This is a genomic window from Bradyrhizobium sp. B025, from assembly GCF_042257955.1.
Lineage (GTDB): Bacteria > Pseudomonadota > Alphaproteobacteria > Rhizobiales > Xanthobacteraceae > Bradyrhizobium > Bradyrhizobium diazoefficiens.
Genome location: NZ_CP170150.1, coordinates 8,432,838 through 8,454,857, shown reverse-complemented (window position 1 = coordinate 8,454,857; position 22,020 = coordinate 8,432,838). Strand labels below are relative to the sequence as shown.

Here is a 22,020-nt window from a genome sequence, read left to right as displayed (position 1 = left end):
CTGAGGTCCTCGGGGAGTCTGGTTCAATCGAAAGGGTCTAGCGAAAGGCCGCGTCAGCGGGTTTCGGAAACATGCCGCGGACACTGGAGCCCGCTTCACGTTGCAGCCGGTTCCGGACAGTTATCATCACGGGATCCTTGCGACGAGAGCGCGAATGCAGAACATACCAGCCAGTCCCTCGCATCAATGCGGAAAGGACAGTGGAGCAATGAGCCGGACCAGGTCGAGCTCCGATGCGACGCTGACGTGAGGCTTAGCTCAAGGAATAGGACGCGTCCGCTGGATTTCCATCACCCTCCATTTCCCGTCCCCCGCGCGCTTCAGCGCGGGGTCGCTCACCCGCACGTGCTCCGCCAGAAAATCGATGAACGCGCGGACGCGCGCCGGGAGCGGCGCGGTGTGGCCGACATAGACAGCGTGGATGTCTTCGCGGTCGCCGGGATTGTAGTTCTGCAAGACCGGGACGAGGCGGCCTGATTCGATGTCGGGGCCGATGTGGAAGAGGGCGAGGCGGGCGAGGCCCACGCCGCCGAGCGCGAGGCGGCGGGCGGCTTCGCCGTCGCTGGCGCGGGCGGCCGGCGGCGGCATGGCTTCCTCGGTGTGCTCGCCGCGCTTGAAGGGCCAGGCGCGGATCGAGCGCGGAAAGGTCCAGCCGATGCCGCGGTGATCGGCGAGATCCGCTGGTGTCTTTGGTGTGCCCGCGTGCGCGAGATAATTCGGCGCGCCGACCACGACCATGCGGCTGGTGCCGAGTTTTCGCGCGACGAGGCGTGAGGCCCGCAACGGTCCGACGCGGATCGCGACGTCAGCGCGCTCCTGCATCAGGTCGATCAGTGTGTCGGTCAGCACCAGATCGAGCGTGACGTCGGGATGTTGTTCCAGGAAGCGCGGGATCAGCGGCATCACATGCAGCATGCCGAAGGGGATGTTGCTGTTGACGGTGAGGCGGCCGCGCGGTGCCGCGCCTGAAGCTGCCTCGCGCTCGGCCTCCTCCATCTCGGCGAGAATGCGCACGGCGCGCTGGTAGAAGGCCTGGCCTTCCTCCGTCAGCGTGAGCTTGCGCGTGGTGCGGTTGATCAGCCGCGAGCCGAGCCGTGCCTCCAGCCGCGAGATCAGCTTACTGACGCCCGACGGCGTCAGGCGCAGTTTTCGCGCGGCCTGGGTGAACCCGCCCAGGTCGACGACGCGGACGAAAACCTCCATCTCGGCGGAGCGGTTGGTGTCGAAACGGGCCATGTTGAATTCACGTCACAAATGATTGGATTGCGGACATCCTAATGCTTTTGCTGCAGCGCGGCTATCTGCGTGGCTCGTGCCATCCATTGGAGTCCCGCATGCCTCCCGCCGTCCTTGCGCTCACCGCCGGTGCCTTCGGCATCGGCACCACCGAATTCATCATCATGGGCCTGCTGCTCCAGGTCGCCGCCGACATGCATGTCTCCGTGCCGATCGCGGGCCTCCTCATCTCCGGCTATGCGCTGGGTGTGTTCGTCGGCGCGCCGGTTCTGACGCTGGCGACGCGGCGGATGCCGCGCAAAACCGTATTGCTGGCGCTGATGGCGATCTTCACGCTCGGCAATGCCGCCTGCGCGCTGGCGCCGAACTACGAATTGCTGATGGCGGCGCGGGTGCTGACCTCGCTGGCCCACGGCACGTTCTTCGGCGTGGGCTCGGTCGTGGCCACCGGCCTCGTCGCCGAGGACAAGCGCGCCTCGGCGATCGCGACCATGTTCATCGGCCTCACGGTCGCAACCCTGCTAGGGGTGCCCTTCGGCGCCTGGTTCGGCCTGATGCTCGGCTGGCGCGCGGCGTTCTGGGCGGTGACGGTGATCGGCGTGATTGCCTTCGCCGTGGTCGCCGCGTTCGTGCCCGGCCATGTCGGCAACGGCGACAAGCCGATCTCGCTGGCGGAAGAGCTCGCGGTGCTCGGCCGTCCGCAGGTGCTGCTCGGCCTCGCCATGACCGTGTTCGGCTTTGCCGGCCTGTTCGTCGTCTTCACCTATATCCAGCCGATCCTGACGCGCTTCACCGGTTTTTCGGAGGAAGCGGTGTCGCCGATCCTGCTGGTGTTCGGCGCGGGTCTTGCGATCGGCAACGTCGCGGGCGGCAAGCTCGCCGACCGCGGCCTGGCGCGGGCCCTGATCGGCACTCTCGCCGCGCTCGCCATCGTGCTGCTTGGCCTTGCGGCGGTGCTGTCGGTCAAGATCCCCGCGATCGTGCTGATCCTGCTGCTCGGCATCGCCGCCTTCGCAACCGTCGCGCCGCTCCAGCTGCGCGTGCTGGAAGCCGCCGGCCCGAGCGGCCGCACGCTGGCCTCGAGCCTCAACATCGCCGCGTTCAATCTCGGCAACGCGCTGGGGGCCTGGGCCGGCGGTGTCACCATCGATCGCGGGCTCGGCCTCTCCGCGTTGCCGCTGGTGGCGGCCGGCATCACCGCGGTCGGCCTCGTGCTGGCGCTGTGGAGCCTCCGGCTCGATCGTACCACGGTCGTCGTCGCAGCATGCCCGGCGGAATAGGAGAGCGATCATGGAATACCGTAATCTCGGCGCTTCCGGACTCAAGGTCCCCGTCCTCAGCTTCGGCACCGGCACCTTCGGCGGCCAGGGCCCGTTATTCTCTGCCTGGGGCCGCAGCGGCACGGAGGAAGCGCGCAGGCTGGTCGACATCTGCCTCGATGCCGGCGTCAATTTGTTCGACAGTGCCGACGTCTATTCGAACGGTGCCTCCGAGGAGATTCTCGGCGCTGCGATCAAGGGCCGCCGCGACAAGGTGCTGATCTCGACCAAGATGAGCCTGCCGATGGGTGATGGCCCGCTCGATGCCGGCTCATCGCGGCAGCGGTTGCTGACTGCGGTCGACGCAGCGCTGCAACGGCTCGGCACCGACACCATCGACCTCCTTCAGCTTCACGCGTTCGACGCGTTCACACCGATCGAGGAGGTGCTGTCGACCCTCGATACGCTCGTGCGTGCCGGCAAGCTGCGCTATGTCGGCGTTTCCAATTTCGCGGGCTGGCAGCTGATGAAGTCGCTCGCCATCGCGGACCGGCACGGCTGGCCGCGCTATGTCGCGCACCAGGTCTATTACTCGCTGCTCGGCCGCGACTATGAGTGGGAGCTGATGCCGCTCGCGCGCGATCAGGGCGTCGGCGCGCTGGTCTGGAGCCCGCTCGGTTGGGGGCGGCTGACCGGAAAGATCCGGCGCGGCCAACCGCTGCCGCAACAGAGCCGCCTGCACGCCACCGCGCAATTCGGCCCGCCCGTGGACGAGCAGCGGCTTTACGCGATCGTCGACGTGCTGGATGCGATTGCCGCCGAGACCGGCCGCACCGTGCCGCAGGTCGCGATCGCCTGGTTGCTGTCGCGCCCCACCGTCTCTTCCGTGATCATCGGTTCCCGTGATGAGGCGCAGCTGCGCGACAATCTCGGTGCGGTCGGCTGGTCGCTGGGCGCGGATCAGATCAAGCGTCTCGACGAGGCGAGCGCCGTGATGCCGCCCTATCCCTATTACCCCTATCGCGTCCAGGAGGGTTTTGCGCGGCTCAATCCACCGCTGGTGTGACGGATAGCTAATAGAAGGCGGCGATCGCTGCGCCTAGCCCCTGCGGAAGGTTGGGTTCGCTCTTCAGCGTGTCGATGAAGACGGGATCGTCGGCCACCGTGAGGCCATCCAGCTTGATCGGATGCAGCGGCTCGGCGGCTGCTGCGACAGCTGCCAAATCCGGACCGGTCCGGATGCCGTTATATGCCAGCCGCGGGCGTAATTGGACGTTGTTGCCGAACTGCTCGTCCAGCGCGAGACGCCATCCGGTTCGTGACACCGTTCCGCTCGCGATCGCGGCCGACATCGCGATGCTGTGCGGCTGCAACGTGCCGAGATTGCCGAGCGCGGCACTCAATCGTGTCGTTGCTTCCGCCAGCGTGATCTTCTCGATCCCCGGATCCTGGTCGGGCGAGGTGAAATCGATCACCCGCGCATTCCTGCCGACCTTGAGGGCCTCGCCGCTTCCGCCGGCTTGCTGCATGGCCTTCTTGGTCCCATAGCGCGCTCGCCCGCCGATCGTGACCAGGACGATATCCTGCTCGCGCGTTTTGATCAGGTGGGCGTAAGGATCGCCGGTGACACCCTTCACGACGAGGAGATCGGCGAACTTGCCCTTGGCGATAGTTCCCAGCTTTGCGTCCCACTTCAGGATCGCGGCCGGATTGCGCGTTGCCATCGCGACGATGTCGTAATCGCTGAAGCCGAGATTGAAATGCGCGGATACGACCTTCGCCGCCTTCAGCTCGCCCAGCAGGTTCTTGCTGCCGGACGGTGACCAATCCGAGCCCAGCGCGATGGTGAGGCCTGCGGCGCGCGCTGCGGCGACATCGGTCGTCTTGCCATAGAGCAGCAGGTTGCTCAGGGGCGACCAGACGACCTTGGCCTGGTGCTGGGCCATCGTTCCGAAGTCGGTCGCATCGAGCGCCGTGCAATGAATGCCGGCCAGCGACGGCTCGATCGCCCAATCTCCCGCGGAATTGCGCAGCGCCAGGAAGTGGCTATGCGCCTTGGGATCGATGCCCTCGCTCAAGTGGAGCAGGAAACACGCCGACGATTTCAGCTCGTTGTCGAACTTCGCCCAATCCTCGGCATCGATGTCGGGAATCTTGGAGTGTGCCCGCGGAAGATCGGGCGGGCTCCCGATCTCGGCGGCGCGCAGCGCGCCCTTGTAATACTTGTGGATCGTGCCGCTCCAGTTCGACAGCGTGATCCCCTGGCTCGTCGTCGTTCCCGCGACCAGGCATTTGGCTTCGACATAGCGAACCAGGGCCGGCAGCAGCGAGCCGTCGTCGGCAAGGGCGATCGCGCTCATCGGGCCGGTCACGGACGTCTTGTACGATTTGGCATTCTGCCACTGGTCGCGATTGCCAAAGAGCTGCGGCACGCGCCAGAGCGGCAGGACGTTGTAGCTGAGGTGATTATGCAGCTCGATCAGGCCGGGATAGATGGTGCCGCCGGTGGTCACCGCGGCGACGGCCTCGAAGCCCACCGGGGCCGGCTGTCCCTTGGGCAGGATCGCGGCGATCCGATTGTCCTCGATGAAGATCGTCCCGTTCTTGATGACGTCGCCCTCAGTGGCCATCGTCACGATCCGGCCGGTCAGCGCCCATCGCTTCGGGTTTGCGGCCGGGCTCATGGAATCACCCCATCGGGAATGGTGATCATGATGGTGCGCCGCTTGGCCGCCGCGTCAACGCCCTGGCGCACGGCCCACGGCGTATCTCCACGCATCCAGGCCGGCAGTCCCGCCGGAAGGTCCTTTGCAATGATGTCGACAAGCTCGGACGGCTTGAAGGCGTCGCCGTACGGCACGAGTGTCGTCGGCACGTCGGGATGCTTGACCTCAGGCGCCAGCGCCGCGAGGGCGGCATTCCATTTGGCCAGCATGATCTTGGTATTCGCCGCCTGCGTCGCGGAATCATGCGCGGAGCTTTCCGGCCAGGTCGGGTGCGTGATGTGCTGATACGCGAGGGTCTTGTAGGCCGCGCCGTCGGAGCTCTTGAGCCAGGCTTTCCAGGCCTCGTCCGCGAGGCCGCCGAGCGAGACGACAGCCTCGATGTTGCCGGGGCCCAGCACGGCCTTGAACCATTTGTTGCGATAGTCGACGATGCCCGGCTCGTTCTTGTGCTTGGAGCCGCCGCTCTGGCCGTAAACGCTGTACAGGAAGGTGTTCACCATCACATAGCTCTGCACGATGCCGAGCTTGGCCAGAAAGCCCTGGGTCCGGCGGCCCGCGGTGCCGACCAGGATTCGGCGCACGATGGTCTCGTGCTGGGCGGGATCCTGGCCGACGATGAGCACACGCGCCGATCCGTCCAGCCGGCCGCGGTGAAAGATGGGCCCCCATTCGATGCGGAAGTCGTGGGGATCGTAGGCTTCAGCGCCGGGGTAGTTGGCGCACAGATCGCGAAAGGGTTGCTCGCCGTATCCGGCGTCGAATTCTGTGAGCATGGAAAATGCTCCAATCTGCCGATGTCAAAAATAGCTGCGTCAAAAAACCTGGTCGTTATGCCGCAATCTCAGCGGTAGTCTGTTGCACAATTCAACCAATATATGGGTCAAGACAGCGGGCGCAAAGGTTCACGGGCGTCCCTGGCTCCGGGGCCGTGACAGAGCGTCGCGACAACGCGCCATGCAGAAACGCGCCTGTACACGGTCGCGTGATCTCCATAACCTCCGCGGCGCAATTTCAGGAGATGCGGCGTGGCGAAGAAGACGGCGAGCAAGAAGAAAAGTGTTTCAAGGAAAGTAACGAAGACCTCGAGCAAGAAAGCCACCGCCCGCAAGGGTGCCGTCGCGAAAGCTGCGAAGAAATCAGTCAAGAAGGCCGCCCCGCGCAAATCGGCCACGGCGCGCCGTCCCAGGGGACCGGTCTGGCAATGGTCTGCGGTCGATACCGCGGCCGCGATCCGCAGCGGCGCAATCTCCGCTGTCGAGACCGTCGAGGCGCATCTGGATCGGATGCGCGCGGTCAATCCCAGGCTGAACGCGGTCGTTGTCGATCTCAGCAAGGAAGCGCTGAAGGCTGCGCATGCGGCCGACAAGCAGCGCGCCAAGGGCGGCGAGCTCGGCCTCCTGCACGGCGTGCCCATCACCATCAAGGAAAACGTCGATTACGAAGGCCGGCCGAACTTCAACGGCGTGCCCGCCAACAAGGATTACATCGCGCCGTCGGATGCGCCTGTTGTCCGTAACCTGAAGAAGGCCGGCGCGATCGTCATCGGTCTCACCAACACGCCGGAATTCTCCTTCCGCGGCTTCACCGACAATCCCCTGCATGGGCTGACGCTGAACCCCTGGGACCCTGATATCACCTGCGGCGGCTCCTCGGGTGGCGCGGGGTCGGCGGTTGCCGCCGGCATCGGCACGATCGCCCATGGCAACGACATCGGCGGCTCGCTGCGCTGGCCGGCACATTGCAACGGCGTTGCCACCATCAAGCCGACGCAGGGCCGCATCCCCGCCTTCAACGGAAGCGCAACGGCCGAGCGGCCGATGCTGGCGCATCTGATGTCGGCGCAGGGGCCGCTCGCCCGCCACGTTGCCGACGTTCGCCTCGCGCTGGAGGTGATGAGCCAGCGCGATCCGCGCGATCCCTGGTGGGTGCCGGCGCCGCTTGTGGGGCCGAAGCCGAAGGGACCGATCAAGGTCGCGCTGGCGAAGATCCCCGACGACATGGACGTCGATCCGGCGGTTGCCGCGGCGCTGCGCCGGGCCGCCGATCACCTCGAGCGTTCCGGCTATCGCGTCAGCGAGGTCGAGGTGCCCGACATCAACGGCGTCTGGCAGACCTGGTGCGACATCATCACCAACGAGACGATGGTGATGCAGGAGGCCGCGATGCTGAAGGTCACGTCCGAGGATTTCCACAAAGCGTGGAACGGCATGAAGGCCAAGGCCAATGTGCTCGATCTCAAGGCCTGGATGCAGGCGACGGCCGCGCGCAACGGCCACATCCGCGCCTGGCAGCTGTTCTTCGAGGACTACCCGGTCGTGCTGGCGCCGACCACGGTCAGTCCGACGCCGGGCCCGCGCGACGACACTATCAGCGCCGAGCGCGTGCAGGAGGTGTTCTGGGGCGGGATACGCTTCATCTCCGCGATCAACGTGCTGGGCCTGCCCGGCGCGGTGGTGCCGGTGGCCTTGCACGAGGGCAAGCCGATCGGCGTGCAGCTCATCACCGGGCGCTATCGCGAGGACCTCGCGCTCGATGCCGCGGCGGCGATCGAGAAGCGTGCCGGCGTGCTCACTCATCGGCTATGGGAGACGATGGAGTAGAGAGTGCTCTCACCCTCTCCCCTTGTTGTGGGAGAGGGTGGCTCGCTGCAAAGCGGCGAGACGAGTGAGGGGTCTCTCTCCTCGAGCGATTTCGTGCATTGGAATTCATGGACGCAACCCCTCATCCGAGGCGCAGCAATTCATTAATCCAATTTGATTCGAATTTTAGCCAATTCACCAATAACCGTTAGGGTTACTTCCTCGATCTCTAGGCGAATTATTGCCCGCTTTACCACCCGCCTCTAACACGAGGACGGCGGACAACGCACGTGCCTCATACAGGCCAATAAGTGCGGCCCGCTCCACGCGGAGGTGGCACGATGCGCAACGAGACGATCGCTATTCACGCCGGCTATGAGCCCGAAGCCACCACGCATGCGGTTGCCGTGCCGATCTACCAGACCGCGGCCTACGCCTTCGACAGCGCCGATCACGGCGCGGCGCTCTTCAATCTCGAGGCCGAGGGTTTCCGTTACAGCCGCATCGCCAATCCGACCAGCGCGGTGCTGGAGAAGCGTATCAGCCAGCTCGAAGGCGGCGTCGGCGCGCTTGCGGTCGCGACCGGCCAGGCGGCGCTGCATTTCGCCTTCGTCAACGTCGCCGATCACGGCGGCAACATCGTGTCCGTGCCGCAGCTCTACGGCACCACGCACACGCTGCTCTCGCACATTCTGCCGCGCCAGGGCATCACGGGCCGCTTCGCCGAGAGCGACAAGCCGGATGCGATCGAGAAGCTGATCGACGAGAACACCCGTGCGGTGTTCGCCGAGACCATCGGCAATCCTGCCGGCAATGTCTGCGACATCGAGGCATTGGCGAAGATCGCGCATGCCCATGGCGTGCCGCTGATCGTCGACAACACGGTCGCAACCCCGATCCTGCTCAAGCCGTTCGACTACGGTGCCGACATCGCCGTGCATTCGTTGACCAAGTTCCTGGGTGGCCACGGCACCACGCTCGGCGGCGCCATCGTCGATTCCGGAAATTTTCCGTGGGCGAAATACGCCGACCGCTTCCCCGCCTACAACAAGCCGGACGCGTCCTATCACGGCCTCGTCTATGCCGAGCGCTTCGGCAAGACCGCCTATATCGAGCGCGCGCGCAGCGTCTATCAGCGCACCATGGGCTCGGTGCTCTCGCCGTTCAACGCCTTCCTGTTGCTCCAGGGCATCGAGACCGTGGCGCTGCGCATGGAGCGCCACGTCGAGAACGCGCGCAAGGTCGCCGAATTCCTGCGCACTGACCCGCGCGTCGCCTGGGTCAACTACACGGGTTTCCCGGACAGCCCCTACTATCCGCTGGTCCAGAAATATCTCGACGGCAATGCCTCCTCGCTGTTCACCTTCGGCATCAAGGGCGGCATGGAAGCCGGCAAGACCTTCTACGATGCGCTGAAGCTGATCACGCGCCTCGTCAATATCGGCGACGCGAAGTCGCTGGCCTGCCATCCGGCTTCGACCACGCACCGGCAGATGTCGGCGGAGCAGCAGCGCCTCGCCGGCGTTCTGCCGGAGACGATCCGCCTGTCCATCGGCATCGAGCATGCTGCCGATATCATCGAGGACATCGACCAGGCGTTGGAAAAAGCCTGTCCGTCGTCGCGCCTCCAGGCTGCGGAGTAGGCGACGGCCCCGATGACGATCCTGATCGACAGGGATCACGGTATGTCGAGCCCGGCGCTGGTGCCGGCCGAGGGCGATCTGGCGCGCGATCATGCCGGCGCCGAGCTCACCATCGGGCTGATCAACAACATGCCTGATCCGGCGCTGAAGGCGACTGAGCGGCAGTTCATGAAGCTGCTCCAGGCCGCCGCCGGCCCGCGCCGCATCCGCTTCCACTGCTTCTCGCTGCCCTCGGTCAAGCGCTCGCCCGAAGCGAAATGGCACGTCGAGAGCGAATATTCCGATCTCGCGGATCTCAAGCGTCAGCGATTCGACGGGCTGATCGTGACCGGCGCCGAGCCGGTCGCGCCCGAGCTCGACCAGGAGCCGTACTGGCGCGACCTCACCGATCTGGTCGACTGGGCGAGGACCAACACGCGCTCGACGATCTGGTCATGCCTCGCCGCGCACGCCGCGGTGCTGCACCTCGACGGCATCGCGCGGCGACGGTTGCCAGCCAAGTGTCACGGCATCTTCGACTGCGAGGCCGTTACGGGTGATCTGCTGACGCATGCCCTGCCTGCGCCGCTCAAGGTTTCGCATTCGCGCCTGAACGAGATCGTCGAGAGTGATCTCGAGCAGGCCGGTTATCAGGTCTTGACCCGCTCGGCACTGGCTGGTGTCGACGTCTTCGTCCGCCAATATGCCAGCCGCTTCGTGTTCTTCCAGGGCCACCCCGAATATGACGCATTGTCGCTCCAGCGCGAATATCTGCGCGACGTCGGCCGCTACCTCGTGCGCGAGCGTGACAATTATCCGCACCTGCCGGTGAGCTATTTTGACGCAGCGACGGAAGAGAAGCTTGTGCGCTTCGAGAAGCAGGCGAGGCACCAGCGCCATCCAGCGCTCAGCAACGAGCTTCCCGCGCTGAATTTGCGCGCCGATATCGCCGCCGGCAGCGCGGCGGCGGCGCTATTCCGTAACTGGCTGCAGTATCTCGGCGCGGACGCCGATGCGTCGGTCCTGGCGCGCTAGGTCAGGACGCTTCACGTTAGGACTAACGAAGTGTGAAGCTTGCCTCCGGCAGCGTACGAATGCTTCACTGAAGGGGGCGGGGCAAACAGGAAATGCGGTCGTGTGGTCGGCACTCCAGGGACGCGTGAGCAATCGGCTGGCCCGGCATTTCCGTGCCGCGCCGCACCGGCTGCCCGCGCACGCGCCGATGGTGAGCTTCACCTTCGACGATGCCCCCGATAGTGCCGCCGGCGAGGGTGCTTCGCTTCTCGAAGCGCATGGTGGCCGCGGCACCTACTACATCGCCGGCAGCCTGATTGGCCGGCCGTCGGATCACTGGCATGGGCTGTCGAACGACGCGATCGTGCGGCTTCACCATGCCGGCCACGAGATCGCCTGCCATACCTTTTCGCACGAGAGCGCGGTCAATCTCGGCGAGGCCGCCATGACCCGCGAGATCGAACGAAACCGCAGCCATCTCCGCGGCATCGATTCCTCGATCGCGCTGGAGAATTTCGCCTATCCGTACGGCCTCGCCTCGGTCTGGCGCAAGCCGCAGCTCGCGAGAACCTTCCGCTCGGCGCGCGGCATTCTGCCCGGCGTCAATCGCGATGTCATCGACCTCCAGTTCCTGCGCGCCTCGCCGTTGGTCGATTGCGAGATCGATAGGGCGGGCGTCGATCGCTATTTCGACGAGGCGGTCGCAAGCGGCGGATGGCTCATCTTCTACGGCCATGACGTCGTGAACGCGCCGAGCCCCTATGGCTGCACGCCGCACCTGATGCGCCATGCGCTGGAGGCGGCCGGCAAGCGCGACATGCCGATCGTAACCGTCGCGGAGGCGCTGCGACGAATCGGGGCGTAGCTCTCTTACCTCGCCCCGCTTGCGGGGAGAGGTCGGATCGCTCTTGCGATCCGGGTGAGGGGGTACAGGTCCCGCAACAGTCTCATCCGTGGAAAGAGGCCCCTCACCCCAACTCTCTCCCCGTAAGAGCGGGGAGAGGGAGAAGAAGCAGCGGCGCAAGCGTCAAATCGTCTTGCCACGCCCGCGCAGCCATGCGACTGGCCTTGTGACGAATCCCACGGCCTCCGACACACCCATGAACGTCCCTTCCACTGCTCCGCTGCCCGCGCCGGGCAACGGCCGCGACGCGCTGTCGGTGCTGCATTCGGTGTTCGGCCTGCCGGGGTTCCGCGGCGCGCAGGGCGAGATCATCCGGCATGTCACCGATGGCGGCAATTGCCTCGTGTTGATGCCGACCGGCGGCGGCAAGTCGCTGTGCTACCAGTTGCCGTCGTTGCTGCGCGAAGGCTGCGGCATCGTGGTCTCGCCCTTGATTGCGCTGATGCGCGACCAGGTTGCCGGCCTGCTTGAGGCCGGGGTCAACGCCGCCGCGCTGAACTCCTCGCTGACGCCGCAGGAGGCCTCCGACATCGAGCGCCGCCTGATCGCGGGCGATCTCGACCTGCTCTATGTCGCGCCGGAACGACTGGTGACGCCGCGCTGCCTGTCGATGCTGGCGCAGGCCAAGGTGGCGCTGTTCGCGATCGACGAGGCGCACTGCGTCTCGCAATGGGGCCACGACTTCCGCCCCGAATATGTCGGCCTTTCCATCATCGCCGAGCGCTTTCCCGAGGTGCCGCGCATCGCGCTGACCGCGACCGCCGACGAATTGACGCGGAAGGAGATCGTTGAACGGCTCAAGCTTGGGGGCAGTCCGCAATTCGTCTCTAGCTTCGACCGCCCCAATATCCGTTACGAGATCGTCGACAAGCGCAATGCGGTGTCGCAGCTCAAGGAGTTCATCCGGGAGCGCCATGCGGGTGACGCCGGCGTGGTCTACTGCCTGTCGCGCAACCGGGTCGAGGAGGTCGCCGCCGCGCTCGATGATGCCGGCATCGCCGCGCTGCCCTATCACGCCGGGCTCGACAGTAGCGTGCGCTCGCGCAACCAGGACCGCTTCCTCAACGAGGACGGCATCGTCATCGTGGCGACCATCGCCTTCGGCATGGGCATCGACAAGCCCGACGTGCGCTTCGTCGCGCATCTCGATCTGCCCAAGAGCATCGAGGCCTATTACCAGGAGACGGGACGCGCCGGCCGCGATGGCAAGCCGTCCGCGGCATGGATGGCCTACGGCCTCTCCGACATCGTGCAGCAACGCCGCATGATCGACGAGTCCAGCGGCTCGGACGATTTCAAGCGCGTGTCGATCGGCAAGCTCGACGCGCTGGTCGGGCTCGCCGAGACCGCGCAGTGCCGGCGCAGGCGGCTGCTCGCCTATTTCGGCGAGATCGTGCACGGCGAAACCTGCGGCAATTGCGACAATTGCCTGACGCCGCCGAAGATGCGCGACGGCAAGGTGCTGGCGCAAAAACTGCTCTCCTGCGTCTATCGGACCGGCCAGCGTTTCGGCGCGATGCACCTGATCGACGTGCTGATCGGTCGCTTGACCGAGAAGGTCACGCAGTTCGGCCACGACAAGCTGTCGGTGTTCGGCATCGGGCGCGAGCTCAACGAAAAGCAGTGGCGCACGGTGCTGCGGCAGCTCGTCGCGATGGGCTATTTGCAGAGCGACAGCGAAGCTTACGGCGCACTGAAGCTGACGGAGGCCGCGCGCGGCGTGCTACGCGGCGAGACAGAGGTGTGGCTGCGTGAGGAGGCGCCCGGCACCCGCGCCCGTTCCAGCCGCGCAAAATCCCGCCGCGGCGATCTCGCGCCTGCCGCCAGCGCCCCGCAAGGCGATGTCGATCCTGAATTGCGTGCCCGGCTGCGCTCCTGGCGCTCGGATGTCGCGCGCGAACGTGGCGTGCCGGCCTATGTCGTGCTGCACGACGCCACGATTGACGGCATCGTGCGAGCCTGGCCGACCACGCTGGACGAGCTCCGCAACGTGCCCGGCATCGGCGACAAGAAGCTCGAGCATTATGGCGACGAGCTGCTGCAGATCGTGCGGACGCGGTAGGGGTGAGCTAATATCTCCACCGTCATCCCGGACAAGCGCGCCCAAAGCGCGCGCAGATCCGGGATCCATAACCACAGGCCGTGGGAAACGGCACGCCGACAGCCTCAGTGTGTTTCAACAATTAGCAGTCGGGGTAATGGGTCCTGGCTTTCGCCAGGACGAGACCAGTGAGGAGGCGCGCGCCGTCTTACGGCACCGACGCACTAGCCGTTCCGGAACGCGTAGCCGTAGCCGTTGAGCGCCGGGGCACCGCCGAGATGCGCGTAGAGGACCTTCGCGCCCTTCTCGAAATAGCCCTTCTGCGTCAGGTCGATCAGGCCCTGCATCGACTTGCCCTCGTAGACGGGGTCGGTGATCATGGCTTCGAGACGCGCGGTGAGGCGGATCGCCTCCTTGGTCTCTTCCGACGGCACGCCATAGGCGGGATAGGCGTAGTCCTCGATCAGCACGACGTCGTCTGCGACGATGTCCTTGCCGAGCTCGACGAGCTTGGCCGTGTTCTGGGCGATCGAGAGCACCTGTGCCTTGGTCTGCGCCGGGGTGAACGAGCCGTCGATGCCGATCACCTTTCGCGCGCGGCCGTCGGCGGCGAAGCCGACCAGCATGCCGGCATGGGTCGAGCCGGTGACGGTGCAGACCACGATGTAGTCGAATTTGAAGCCGAGCTCGGCTTCCTGCTTACGCACTTCCTCGGCGAAGCCGACATAGCCGAGCCCGCCATATTTGTGCACGGAGGCGCCGGCGGGAATCGCGTAAGGCTTGCCGCCCGCGGCCTTCACTTCCTCGATCGCCTGCTCCCAGCTCTTGCGGATGCCGATGTCGAAGCCGTCGTCGACCAGGCGCACGTCGGCGCCCATGATGCGCGAGAGCATGATGTTGCCGACGCGGTCATAGACGGCGTCCTCGTGCGGCACCCAGGCTTCCTGCACCAGGCGGCACTTCATGCCGATCTTGGCGGCGACGGCGGCGATCATGCGGGTGTGGTTGGACTGCACGCCGCCGATCGAGACCAGCGTGTCGGCGTTCGAGGCGATCGCGTCCGGGATGATGTATTCGAGCTTGCGCAGCTTGTTGCCGCCATAGGCGAGGCCGGAATTGCAGTCCTCGCGCTTGGCATAGATCTCGACATTGCCGCCGAGATGTTTCGACAGCCGCTCCAGCTTCTCGATGGGCGTCGGGCCGAAGGTCAGCGGATAGCGCGCGAATTTTTCCAGCATGGTCAGGTCATCCCGATTGGTGTTGAGCTGGCCGCAGCGACTAGCATATGTGCTAAGGAATGTGCTCTCGAATGCTGCACCGATATTGCATGATATCTTGCGAAGATTGGCATTTTGACTAATATTTCTTTCAGAAAATTATCCAATATCGGAAGCTTCTTCCATGCCGCTTCGGCTCGATCGAACCGACCTTAAGATATTGAGATTGCTTCAAAATAACGGCCGGCTCAGCAATGCCGAGCTGGCCGAAACCGTTGCGATCAGCCCCGCCACCTGCCATCGCCGCACCCAGCGCCTGTTCGAGGACGGCTTCATCGCTGCCGTCCGCGCCATGATCGCGCCGAAGAAGGTGGCGAAGGGGACGCTGGTCATGGTCGGCGTCGTGCTGGACCGCTCGACGCCGGAAAGCTTTGCCATCTTCGAGCAGGCGATCGCAAAACTGAAATTCGTGCTCGACTGCCACCTCGTCGCCGGCGACTTCGACTATTTCCTCAAGATCCGCGTCGGCGACATGGAGGATTTCAACCGCATCCATGGCGAGCAGCTCATCGCGCTGCCCGGCGTGCGCCAGACCCGCACCTTCTTCGTGATGAAAGAGGTCGTCGACAACGCGCCGCTGGAGTTTTGAGCGGCTTCACGATGCCTGTTCGACGACGCCGTCCGGGACCTGCTCCCGCTCGGCGTCCTCCGGCCGCATCGCGATCACCGCGATCAGCCCGAGGCCGACGCCGATCATGACATAGAAGATCGGCGCCAGCGGGGAGCCGGTGAGCGCGATCAGCCAGGTCACGAAGAACTGGGCAAAGCCGCCGAACACCAGCACCGCGACATTGTTGACGATCGCAAGCGCGGTCGAGCGGACGCGGATTGGGAACAGCTCGACCAGCGTGGTGCAGTAGACGCCGAGGAAGAAGGCGCTGAAGAAGCCGATGACGATTTGGGCGACCAGGAGCCTTGCGATCGACGGCTCGGAGATCACCCAGGCATAGAGCGGGTAGAGCGAGACGAAATAGCCGATCAGCGAGACCAGCAACAGCGGCCGGCGCGGATAGCGGTCGGAGACGGCGCCCGCGATCGGCACGACGATCACCATCACGATTGCCGCGATCATCTGCACCAGGAAGCTCTGCATCAGCGGCAGCTTCAGCACCTCCTTGGCGTAGGTCACGGTGTAGCCGAAGGTGACGTAGAACGACACGGCGCTCGCCACCACCATGCCCATGCCGATCAGGAAATTGCGGCCGGGATTCTTCAGCGCGGCGATGAAATTGTCCTTGTGCAGCGTCGCCATGCTGCGCCGGGAAGCTTCGGGCTCGATGACGCTGGCGCGCATATAGAGCAGGATCGGAACGATCACGAGGCCGACGAAGAAGGGAATGCGCCAGGCGCCGGCGGCAAGCTGCTCCTGCGTGAACGCCAGCGTCAGGGCGGCACCCAGCACTGCGCCGAGCACGTTGGCCATGAGCTGGCCGGCGATCTGCCACGAGCCATAGAAGCCGGTGCGGCCGGGAGGCGCCGCTTCGATCAGATAGGCGGTCGAGGTGCCGAACTCGCCGCCGACCGAAAAGCCCTGCAGCAGCCGCGCCAGCAACACAATCAGCGGCGCCGCGATGCCGGCCGTGGCGTAGGTCGGCGTCAACGCCAACAGCGCGACCGACACAGCCATGATGCCCATGCCGAGCGTCATCGCCGCCTTCCGCCCCTTGCGATCGCCGAAATAGCCGAGCACGAGGCCGCCGATCGGCCGCATGAAGAAGCCGGTGCCGAACAGCGCGGTGGTCAGCAGCAGTGCGTTGATCTCACTGCCCGGAATTTTCGGGTCGACCGGGAAGAACAGGTTCTTGATGACCGGTGTCATCAGGGCGAACACCGTGAAGTCGTACCACTCCAGGGCATTGCCGGCGATCGCGGCTGCGATGGCTTTCCTGTTCGTCTGCATCTCTCGCTTGCCTGTCCGGTTGCGCCTATTCGGCGGGTTGATGGGTGACGTCGGCATCCTGCCATTCGTCGCCGGCGAGTTCCGGCGTGGCGAAGGCCTTGAGGTTGGCGAAATGAATCTCGCGATCCTCGACGAACAGGCGACGGACGATGCCGCGCGCGAGCCGGTCGGCGCCTTCGCTGATCGCGGGGATATCGCCGGAGAGCTTTCCGTGGCTCAGCGTCGCCGGATAGTTGAAGCAATGCAGCCGCGCCAACATGGGGCAGGCGCCGGGCTCTTTCTCCAGGAACTGGAAGCTGCCGCCGAGGTCTGGCGAGTTCTCCAGCTCGGCATTGTCCATGCCGTCAGGTGCCGGGAAGCGGTCGCACCAGAACCGGATATGCGGCGCGAACTCGGCGAGCTCGTCGCGCAACGCGAGGTCGACCTTGAAGCCCGTGCCGAAGATGATGAAATCGGTCGCGTAGCGGCCCTTCGGCGTCGTTACCGTGAGATGGTCTCCCGCGACGGCGAGATCATCGATCGGGCTTGCGAGATGGAAATGCGCCTGCGGATAGGCGGAGACCCGCAGTACGCTTTGACGCGGCGGCGGCGTCTGCGCCTTCAGCGTGTGAGCGAGGAAACGCCATTTCCAGTCATCCGACAGGCCGGCAAAGCCGTGGACGACGCCCTGGCTGCCGATGCCGGTGAACTTGTTGACGCGCGGGATGTCCGCGCGCCGAATGAAGAGGTCGAGCCGCGCTGCGCCCGCCTCCAGCGCCATCGCTGCGTTGTCCATCGCGGATGCGCCCGCGCCGACGACGGCAACACGCCTGCCGCGAAGTCTCTCGAAGTCGATAGGGGCGGACGAATGCGCCCAGAAACGTCGGTCGATGCCGTCGCAGAGCGACGGCACGTAAGCACCGCCGAGGCCGTCGCGCCCCGTCGCCAGCACGACATGGCGCGCGAGAATCTGTCGCGACGTGCCGCCCTCGCTGATGTCGAGCGCGAACAATTCATCGGTGCGTGCGTGGATTCGCTCGACCGAAACCCCGTTGCGGACCGGCAGGTCCAGCACCTTGCGGTACCAGATCAGGTAATCCATCCACATCGTGCGCGGCGCGCGGTCGAGCGCCTGCCAGGCCTGCCTGCCATATTGCGCCTCGTAGAAGGCGCGGAAGGTCAGCGCCGGCATGCCCATCGCAGGTCCGGTCAATTCCTTGGGCGAGCGCAGCGTCCGCATCCGGGCGAACGTGACCCAGGGGCCTTCCTCGCCGGCGCGGGCACGGTCGAGCACGAGCTGGTTGTCGACGCCGAGACGCCTGAGCATGGCGGAGGCGACGAGGCCGGCCATGCCGGCGCCGACGATGACGACGTCGACGACGCTCTTGCCGTCAACGACGCGGCGCGGCACCCACGATTTGGCCGGCAGTTCGAGCCAGGCCAGATCCTGCTTCAGGCGCGCTTCAAGCGCCGCGAGGCCCGCCGCGTCAGGTGTCATCGTCGTCATGAGGGAGCTTTCTCGAATTCACTGGTTTCGTCGCCGGCCTCGGCCAGCGCGGCGGCGCCGCTATGCAGTTTTGCGCCGGGCATCAGCGCGACCGCGGCGCGCAGTGCGTCGTTGAGCGCGGCAACCGTCGGCGTCAGCTCGCGCCCGGTCGGCGCAATCGCGGCGAACAGGAAAGGAATGGACACGTCCAGGGGCCGGGTGACGACGCCCTCCACCGGCAGGCTGGAGGTCAGCACCGGCTCGACCACGGCGATGCCGAGCGACTGCTTGGCCATGGCGATCGCCGTCAGCGAAGCGTTGGTGTCGATGACCTCAGCGGGCACGACACCCTCACGCTCCAGCGCCTCCTCCACGCGGCGGCGAAGCCGGTAGGGGTTGGCCATCGTCAGCAGCCGGACGCCAGCAAGATCCTTGAGGCGAATGACCTTCTTCTTTGCCAGCGGATGATCCATCGCGAGGCACGCGACGCACGGCACCTCGCAGACCCACTGCATGTCGAGCCCGGGATGCTGGATCGGCAGGCTCGCAAGGCCGAAATCGACCGACTGCGACAGCACCGATTGCACGACGTTCTCGGCCGAGAGCGCCTGCACGTGGACCTGGCTTGGCAGCAACTCGCGTTCGAGCGCTGCGAGCGCGGCAGGGACGAAGCCGGCCGCCAGCGCCGGGATTGCCGCCAGGCTGAGCACGGGAAGCGCCCCCGCGCCGATCGCGTTGGCGCGCTGGCGGATGTGCTTCAAGCCCATCAGCAGCCGCTCGACCTCGGCATGAAACAGCACGCCCTTTGGCGTCGGGCTGATGCGCGGGCCGTTCCGGGTGAACAGGAGATAGCCGACGTCAGCTTCGAGATCCTGGATCTGACGCGTCACGACCGGCTGCGATCGGCCGAGCAGCCGCGCCGCGCCGGTGATGCTGCCGGCCGACATCACGGCGGCGAAGGCCTCGAGAAGGCGGATATCGATAACGTCCTGGTTCATGGCCATGTCGCCCACATTATGTGGATCAAGAATGAACAATATTTCTTGATGCGCAAGAAGTATTATGAGACCATGGGGTCATGCCGATGGAGCCAACCCCCTTTCGCCACCACAATCCGGCCGGGCCGGTCTACCGGCGCGGCTGGGTCGACGAGGCTGTAGCTGCGATCGAGGCCGACCAATGCCGGACGGCCGACACGCATCTGATCCGGCTGATCGTGCCGGCGCTATCAGGCATCGACATCTATCTGAAGGACGAGTCCACGCATCCGACCGGCAGCCTGAAGCATCGGCTGGCGCGCTCGCTGTTCCTCTACGCGCTCTGCAATGGCCACATCCGCGAAGGCACGCCCGTGGTCGAGGCCTCGTCGGGATCGACCGCGGTGTCGGAAGCCTATTTCGCGCAGATGATCGGCGTGCCCTTCTACGCCGTGATGCCGCGCACGACCTCGGCGGAGAAGATCGCTGCGATCGAGCATTATGGCGGCAATTGCCATCTGATCGACGACGGCCGCGCGCTGTATGCCGAGGCCGCCGCGCTCGCCACCCGCCTGAACGGCCACTACATGGACCAGTTCACCTTCGCCGAGCGCGCCACCGACTGGCGCGGCAACAACAACATCGCCGAATCGATCTTCACGCAATTGCAGGGCGAGCCGCGCCCGCTGCCGGACTGGATCGTGATGGGCGCCGGCACCGGCGGCACCTCGGCCACCATCGGACGCTACTTGCGCTACCGCCAATATCCGACGCGGCTGTGCGTCGCCGATGTCGAGCATTCCGCCTTCTTCGATTGCTTCCGCACGCAGGACCGCTCCCACGTTTGCGAACGGCCCTCGCTGATCGAGGGCGTCGGCCGGCCGCGCTGCGAACCGTCCTTCGTGCCTGGCGTTGTCGACCGCATGATGAAAATCCCGGACGTAGCAACGATTGCGGCGATGAATGTACTGTCGCGCCGGCTGCGCCGATCCGTCGGCGGTTCCACCGGCACCAACTTCCTGGCGCTGTGCCGCATTGCCTCGGAGATGCGCAGCGCCGGCCAAACCGGATCGCTGGTCACGCTGATCTGCGATTCCGGCGAACGCTATCGGCAGACCTACTATGACCCCGCATGGCTGAAAGCACGCGGCCTCGATCCAGCGCCGTTCGAGACTGCCCTGTCGTCGCTCCTGGATACGGCGCAGCCGCTGGCGCTCGCCGTCGAGGATGTTGTCAATCCACAGAGCCCGCGGAGTGTTGCTTGACCACGCTGATCGAAACCATTGCCGGCGTGCGCGCGGCGTCACGGCTCGGCCAGGCTCTGAACGCCCGCGCCGAGATTTTGCGCCTCAGCGAAGCCGCCCATGACGCGGTGCTGCTGCCGCGCGAGCCCGGCGGCCTGAGCCACGGCTTGCGGGCGGCGCTCGCGGCGCGGATGTGCCGGCACGTCGGCGACGAGGCGCTGACCGCGCATTACGACTCCTATCTGGCGCATGCGAGCGATCTCGACCTGGCCGCCCTGGCACGGCCCGGCGGCCTGTGTGGTGATTCCCTGCACGACGCCATGGCCCGCCATGCCGACCTGCTGACGCTGTCGCCGCGCGAGGCGACGCGACAGGACATTGCGGCGCTGAAGACGGCCGGCGTCAGCGAGGCCGATATCGTGCGGCTGTCCGAGCTTGCCGCCTTCGTGAACTACCAGCTGCGGGTCCTGGCCGGCCTCAGGCTCCTGAAAGAGGTCGAAGCCCGATGAGCGAGGTCGTCCACAACTTCACCGCCACGATCCCGACCTGGTCGCCCTATGTCACGCCTGTCGAGCTCGCCTCGGCGACATCAGAGCAGCTCGCGGCGATGAAGGTCACGCCCTCCAACAAGGGCGTCTCGCCTTACGTGCTGACGCTGGCGCATGACCCGGAATCGCTCGCGGTGCGCTCGCCGCTGTTCAACCTCATCATGTATGGCAAGGACGGCTTGTCCCCGACCGAGCGTGAGCTCGGCGCGCTGAGTGCCTCGGTCGTCAACCGCTGCATCTATTGCGCCGCCGTGCACGCCTCACGCTTCATCAGCTACTCCGGGCGCAACGACGTCGTCGAGGAAATCTTTGCCGACGAGCGCGATGCCACGCTGGAGGCGCGCCAGCAGGCACTGTTCAATTTCGCTACAAAGCTCTCGATGACGCCGATCGAAGCTACCGCAGATGACGCGCGTGCACTCGGCGAGGCCGGGCTGAGCGAGCTCGAGCAGCTCGACCTGGTACTGTCGGCCGCGATCTTCGGCTGGGCCAACCGGCTGATGCATACGCTGGGCGAGCCGCTGGCGCGCCCGGAGGCGCCGTAACCGGCGTCTCCCTGTTATTTGCAAAATTGCACGATCGTCACGGCAACTTCACTTGCGATGCGCGCACATGCGGGCGACGGTCTCCGCTTCTCAACGAGGAGATCCTGCCGTGCGCCTTCCCATTCTCGATCCGAAAGATCTGACCGACGAACAGAAGCCGCTCTATGACGACATGCGGGCCGGCATCAAGGACCACTTCAAGGGCTTTGTGAACATGCGCGACGATGGCGCGCTGCTCGGACCCTGGAATCCCTGGGTCCGCGAGCCGCGCTTCGGCAAGCCGGTGTGGGAGCTGGTCAAGGCGATCGCGTCGAACCCGCTGCTGCCGGCCTCGGTGCGCGAGGTCGCGATCCTCGTTACCGGCTCGCATTTCCGCTCCGGCTACGAGCTCTATGCTCATGTGCTGGTGGCCGAGCAGCGCGGCCTCTCCGACGAGAAGCTCGCGACCATCGTGGCCGGGCAACGGCCGGTGGATCTGACCAAGCAGGAGGCGGTCGCCTACGACGTCGCATCGGCGCTGGTGAGCGGCGGCGTGCTGCCGGAATTGACCTGGCGCGCCGCGGTCAAGGAGTTCGGCGAGCATGGCGCGGCCGAGCTGTCCTATCTCGTCGGCGTCTATTGCATGGTCTCGGTCACGCTCAACACCTTCGACGTGCCGGTGCCGGAGTAGAAGCGCCTTGTTC

Annotated in this window: 19 protein-coding genes; 12 read left to right on the top strand and 7 right to left on the bottom strand. The window is 65.6% G+C overall.

The window, feature by feature from the left end; genetic code table 11:
* Positions 1 to 258: 258 nt before the first annotated feature.
* Positions 259 to 1,236, bottom strand: a complete 978-nt coding sequence (locus tag ACE10W_RS40090) for a LysR family transcriptional regulator (protein WP_304549388.1) — start codon at positions 1,234 to 1,236, stop codon at positions 259 to 261.
* Positions 1,237 to 1,334: 98 nt separating this feature from the next.
* Between ACE10W_RS40090 and ACE10W_RS40085 the strand changes: the two genes are divergently transcribed.
* Positions 1,335 to 2,516, top strand: a complete 1,182-nt coding sequence (locus tag ACE10W_RS40085; RefSeq protein ID WP_304549386.1) for an MFS transporter — start codon at positions 1,335 to 1,337, stop codon at positions 2,514 to 2,516.
* A 10-nt stretch (positions 2,517 to 2,526) separates the two neighbouring features.
* Positions 2,527 to 3,561 carry an aldo/keto reductase gene (locus ACE10W_RS40080; RefSeq protein ID WP_304549384.1) on the top strand — a complete coding sequence of 345 codons (1,035 nt, stop codon included), beginning with the start codon at positions 2,527 to 2,529 and terminating at the stop codon, positions 3,559 to 3,561.
* 7 nt (positions 3,562 to 3,568) lie between these two features.
* Here the strand turns inward: ACE10W_RS40080 and ACE10W_RS40075 are convergent, their stop codons facing one another.
* Together ACE10W_RS40075 and ACE10W_RS40070 are read right to left on the bottom strand one after the other, a co-directional pair.
* Entirely contained in the window at positions 3,569 to 5,179 is a 1,611-nt protein-coding gene (locus ACE10W_RS40075) for an amidohydrolase family protein (protein WP_304549382.1), read from the bottom strand.
* Positions 5,176 to 5,994 (bottom strand): uracil-DNA glycosylase, encoded by an 819-nt coding sequence (locus tag ACE10W_RS40070; protein ID WP_011083080.1) that lies wholly within the window; start codon positions 5,992 to 5,994, stop codon positions 5,176 to 5,178. Before ACE10W_RS40070 ends, ACE10W_RS40075 begins: the two co-directional genes overlap by 4 nt.
* Positions 5,995 to 6,246: 252 nt before the next feature.
* Here ACE10W_RS40070 and ACE10W_RS40065 point away from each other — a divergent pair, with 252 nt between their 5' ends.
* The 5 genes from ACE10W_RS40065 to recQ all read left to right on the top strand — a co-directional run bounded on the left by ACE10W_RS40065 (position 6,247) and on the right by recQ (position 13,402).
* Positions 6,247 to 7,821 carry an amidase family protein gene (locus ACE10W_RS40065; RefSeq protein WP_304549379.1) on the top strand — a complete coding sequence of 525 codons (1,575 nt, stop codon included), beginning with the start codon at positions 6,247 to 6,249 and terminating at the stop codon, positions 7,819 to 7,821.
* A gap of 320 nt (positions 7,822 to 8,141) precedes the next feature.
* Positions 8,142 to 9,443 (top strand): O-acetylhomoserine aminocarboxypropyltransferase/cysteine synthase family protein, encoded by a 1,302-nt coding sequence (locus tag ACE10W_RS40060; RefSeq protein ID WP_011083077.1) that lies wholly within the window; start codon positions 8,142 to 8,144, stop codon positions 9,441 to 9,443.
* A 12-nt stretch (positions 9,444 to 9,455) separates the two neighbouring features.
* Positions 9,456 to 10,457 (top strand): homoserine O-succinyltransferase, encoded by a 1,002-nt coding sequence (locus ACE10W_RS40055; RefSeq protein ID WP_304549378.1) that lies wholly within the window; start codon positions 9,456 to 9,458, stop codon positions 10,455 to 10,457.
* 100 nt (positions 10,458 to 10,557) lie between these two features.
* Positions 10,558 to 11,301 carry a polysaccharide deacetylase family protein gene (locus ACE10W_RS40050; RefSeq protein ID WP_028175252.1) on the top strand — a complete coding sequence of 248 codons (744 nt, stop codon included), beginning with the start codon at positions 10,558 to 10,560 and terminating at the stop codon, positions 11,299 to 11,301.
* A 235-nt stretch (positions 11,302 to 11,536) separates the two neighbouring features.
* Positions 11,537 to 13,402 carry a DNA helicase RecQ gene (recQ, locus tag ACE10W_RS40045; protein WP_370204980.1) on the top strand — a complete coding sequence of 622 codons (1,866 nt, stop codon included), beginning with the start codon at positions 11,537 to 11,539 and terminating at the stop codon, positions 13,400 to 13,402.
* A gap of 203 nt (positions 13,403 to 13,605) precedes the next feature.
* Here the strand turns inward: recQ and ACE10W_RS40040 are convergent, their stop codons facing one another.
* Entirely contained in the window at positions 13,606 to 14,619 is a 1,014-nt protein-coding gene (locus ACE10W_RS40040; RefSeq protein WP_011083073.1) for a 1-aminocyclopropane-1-carboxylate deaminase, read from the bottom strand.
* 163 nt (positions 14,620 to 14,782) lie between these two features.
* Between ACE10W_RS40040 and ACE10W_RS40035 the strand changes: the two genes are divergently transcribed.
* A complete protein-coding gene (locus ACE10W_RS40035) occupies positions 14,783 to 15,247 on the top strand; it encodes an Lrp/AsnC family transcriptional regulator (protein WP_011083072.1) in 465 nt (154 codons plus the stop codon).
* A gap of 6 nt (positions 15,248 to 15,253) precedes the next feature.
* Here ACE10W_RS40035 and ACE10W_RS40030 read toward each other — a convergent pair whose 3' ends face one another.
* Genes ACE10W_RS40030 through ACE10W_RS40020 form a run of 3 tightly spaced genes read right to left on the bottom strand, consistent with a single transcriptional unit; the run spans position 15,254 to position 19,021 of the window.
* The gene (locus tag ACE10W_RS40030; protein WP_304549371.1) at positions 15,254 to 16,558 is read right to left on the bottom strand and encodes a citrate-proton symporter; all 1,305 of its coding nucleotides are present in this window, start codon (positions 16,556 to 16,558) and stop codon (positions 15,254 to 15,256) included.
* Between the two features lie 25 nt (positions 16,559 to 16,583).
* Complete coding sequence (locus ACE10W_RS40025; RefSeq protein WP_304549369.1) at positions 16,584 to 18,044, bottom strand: NAD(P)-binding domain-containing protein; 1,461 nt, start codon at positions 18,042 to 18,044, stop codon at positions 16,584 to 16,586.
* Positions 18,041 to 19,021, bottom strand: a complete 981-nt coding sequence (locus ACE10W_RS40020; RefSeq protein ID WP_304549366.1) for a LysR family transcriptional regulator — start codon at positions 19,019 to 19,021, stop codon at positions 18,041 to 18,043. The genes ACE10W_RS40025 and ACE10W_RS40020 overlap by 4 nt, the downstream gene beginning before the upstream one ends.
* Positions 19,022 to 19,107: 86 nt before the next feature.
* Here ACE10W_RS40020 and ACE10W_RS40015 point away from each other — a divergent pair, with 86 nt between their 5' ends.
* The 4 genes from ACE10W_RS40015 (at position 19,108) to ACE10W_RS40000 (ending at position 22,007) form a co-directional block, all read left to right on the top strand.
* Entirely contained in the window at positions 19,108 to 20,265 is a 1,158-nt protein-coding gene (locus ACE10W_RS40015) for a PLP-dependent cysteine synthase family protein (protein ID WP_304553933.1), read from the top strand.
* Complete coding sequence (locus ACE10W_RS40010; protein WP_304549364.1) at positions 20,262 to 20,753, top strand: CMD domain-containing protein; 492 nt, start codon at positions 20,262 to 20,264, stop codon at positions 20,751 to 20,753. The genes ACE10W_RS40015 and ACE10W_RS40010 overlap by 4 nt, the downstream gene beginning before the upstream one ends.
* Entirely contained in the window at positions 20,750 to 21,337 is a 588-nt protein-coding gene (locus ACE10W_RS40005) for a peroxidase-related enzyme (protein ID WP_304549362.1), read from the top strand. Before ACE10W_RS40010 ends, ACE10W_RS40005 begins: the two co-directional genes overlap by 4 nt.
* A gap of 109 nt (positions 21,338 to 21,446) precedes the next feature.
* The gene (locus ACE10W_RS40000; RefSeq protein WP_028175243.1) at positions 21,447 to 22,007 is read left to right on the top strand and encodes a carboxymuconolactone decarboxylase family protein; all 561 of its coding nucleotides are present in this window, start codon (positions 21,447 to 21,449) and stop codon (positions 22,005 to 22,007) included.
* Positions 22,008 to 22,020: the final 13 nt, after the last annotated feature.